Source organism: Candidatus Phytoplasma sp. AldY-WA1 (genome assembly GCF_020312115.2).
Classification (GTDB): Bacteria; Bacillota_I; Bacilli_A; order Acholeplasmatales; family Acholeplasmataceae; genus Phytoplasma; species Phytoplasma vitis.
In genome coordinates, this window is record NZ_JAHRHX020000079.1 from 1 (window position 1) to 2,268 (window position 2,268).

The 2,268-nt window shown below is 23.8% G+C and carries 4 protein-coding genes; all 4 read left to right on the plus strand.

Annotation, left to right across the window (positions count from 1 at the left end; all coding sequences use genetic code 11):
• The first annotated feature begins 25 nt into the window (after nucleotides 1-25).
• The 4 genes from KTO59_RS04020 (at nucleotide 26) to KTO59_RS04035 (ending at nucleotide 2,223) form a co-directional block, all read left to right on the plus strand.
• Nucleotides 26-541: a Panacea domain-containing protein gene (locus KTO59_RS04020; RefSeq protein ID WP_284928769.1), complete on the plus strand. Its 516-nt coding sequence runs from the start codon at nucleotides 26-28 to the stop codon at nucleotides 539-541.
• A gap of 268 nt (nucleotides 542-809) precedes the next feature.
• A complete protein-coding gene (gene tmk, locus KTO59_RS04025) occupies nucleotides 810-1,436 on the plus strand; it encodes a dTMP kinase (RefSeq protein WP_284928770.1) in 627 nt (208 codons plus the stop codon).
• Nucleotides 1,433-1,624, plus strand: a complete 192-nt coding sequence (locus KTO59_RS04030) for a hypothetical protein (RefSeq protein WP_284928771.1) — start codon at nucleotides 1,433-1,435, stop codon at nucleotides 1,622-1,624. The genes tmk and KTO59_RS04030 overlap by 4 nt, the downstream gene beginning before the upstream one ends.
• Nucleotides 1,618-2,223: a hypothetical protein gene (locus tag KTO59_RS04035; RefSeq protein WP_284928772.1), complete on the plus strand. Its 606-nt coding sequence runs from the start codon at nucleotides 1,618-1,620 to the stop codon at nucleotides 2,221-2,223. The genes KTO59_RS04030 and KTO59_RS04035 overlap by 7 nt, the downstream gene beginning before the upstream one ends.
• Nucleotides 2,224-2,268: the final 45 nt, after the last annotated feature.

Here is a 2,268-nt window from a genome sequence, read left to right on the forward strand (position 1 = left end):
AAATTCAACCAAAAAGGAAAATATTATGAAAAACCAAATTAAAAAAAGAAATATTAATATGAAAGAACCAAATTTTGAAAATATTTTATTTACTATGGCAAATTATATTATTAAAAAAGATTCAACAATAACTAATTTAAAATTACAAAAAATTTTATATTATATTCACGCTCATTATTTAGTAAAAAATAAAAAAGATTCTAAAAAAGATCTTTTTCCTAATTGTTCTATTCATGCATGGATTTATGGCCCAGTTTTTCCTAATTTATATTTTAAATTAGCACAATATGGTGATGACCCTGTTAAATTAATTAAAGAAAACGAATTTATATCTGTTAAATTAACAAAAGAACAAATAGAATCAATTGAATATATTTTAAATAAATATGGTAATATGAAACCTTTTGAACTTTCAAGTAAAACACATCAAGAAGATCCTTGGATCAATAATTTTGAAGATGATTTTTTTGATCCAAGTGATAATATTATTTCAGAAAAAGATATTTTTGAATATTATACTAAAAATCCTTCAAAATTATAATTTTTTTTATTTTTTAAAATCAAATAAAAGCACAAAAAATAATTAAAAGAACTAATTAAATTAGTTCTTTTTTTAATTTAAAAACAAAGACACCAACCAGCAAAAAAACCAGGCGATTTAAATCGCCCATTACAACACAAAAACAAAAAACAAAAACGCTCAGCCATTAAAAAAACAAAACCAAATCAACAATTATTAACAATTAAAAAGATTCATTCTATATGAATCTTTTTTTATACCAAAAATTAACCTAAAAGGAGAAAGAATTATGACATTCATTGTCATCGAAGGACTCGATGGAAGTGGTAAAACTACTTTTATCAAAGCATTTCAAAAAATTTTAATCAAAAACAAATTAGAATTTAAACAATATCAAGGATTAGGCAGCAGTCAATTAGGACACGAAATCAGAAAAATATTTTTACAATCTGATTTAATTCATCAAGATACTCGATTCTTTTTAAGCATTGCCAATATGGCACAAACTTTTGAAGAATTAATTAAATCAGCCCTAATCAACAAAGAAATTGTCATTTTAGATCGTTGGTTAGCATCAACTTACGCATACCAACTATATCCATTTCACGAACAAACTGTCATTTTAGAATCAATTTTTAAGACTGTATTGACTCAATTATTCATTCCATGCGATTTACTAGTTTATTTAGACATTGATCCTAAAATCGGAATTGAACGCAAAAAGAAACAAACCCATCATAAACTCGACGTTATCGAACAAAAACCATTATCATATTTCAATCAAGTAAAAGACGGATATCACGATTATCTCAGTCGCATTCATCAAGGTTCAACTTTAATTTTATCAAGCAACGATCCAGTTGACAGTAACGCTATGAAAGTTTTTAACTTATTAAGAAAGAAAGATTTACTATGAAAAAATTTATCAAACAATCAAAAAACGGAACAATTCATAATTATTACACCAACGGCAAAATTACAACCATTCATTCCAATAACATCATTATCCAAAAAATAAAAAGAATTTTTAAAACTAAAAAAACAATAAAAGACTTTAATTTAAAAGTCTTTTTTTATTTAAAGAAAGGAATTTTAAAATGTTAACCGATCAAGATTTTTTTAACATCCAACAATTCAATATTAATATTAAAACTGTGAAAATATTAAAATATTTTTTTAAAAAAGATACCTTTAATCTTTCAATTGACGAATATATGAAAACCAATTATCAACAATTAAACCATTATTTTAATCAAAATAATATCAATTCTCAAAGCCAAAAAGCAATTAGTGGTAAAATCAACGAATATCTCATTTTATTATATTTTCAAAACAAAGGTATTACTAATTTATACCCTCAAGTAAATTTATTTTTTATTCCAGACATTAAATTTGATTTAATTTTATTTACCCAAAAGAAAAGAATTATCGCTTTTAATTTCAAAACTTGTCTTCGTGAACGTTATAAACAAGCCATGATAGAAGCTCAACAACTCAAAAAATTAGATACTCGCTTTGAATTTTATTTATTAACGAACAATGAAAAAGAAACGCAAAGATTAAATAATAAAATCGAACAAGGAAAAATCCAAGGTATTAATCAAGTAGTTAACTTATTTTCCAACTCAGCTAACAATTTTTTGCAAAACTTAATTACCACCAAGTTCATTCCTTTTACGAACATCAACATCATTAAAAAATAAAAAACCATATTTTATATCTACAACTAAATATTATCATAAAAAACT

Bases quoted from the DNA above. Each gene is read 5' to 3' on its own strand.
- KTO59_RS04030 (WP_284928771.1), top strand. From the start codon at position 1,433: ATGAAAAAATTTATCAAACAATCAAAAAACGGAACAATTCATAATTAT.
- KTO59_RS04035 (WP_284928772.1), top strand. From the start codon at position 1,618: ATGTTAACCGATCAAGATTTTTTTAACATCCAACAATTCAATATTAAT.
- KTO59_RS04020 (WP_284928769.1), top strand. From the start codon at position 26: ATGAAAAACCAAATTAAAAAAAGAAATATTAATATGAAAGAACCAAAT.
- tmk (WP_284928770.1), top strand. From the start codon at position 810: ATGACATTCATTGTCATCGAAGGACTCGATGGAAGTGGTAAAACTACT.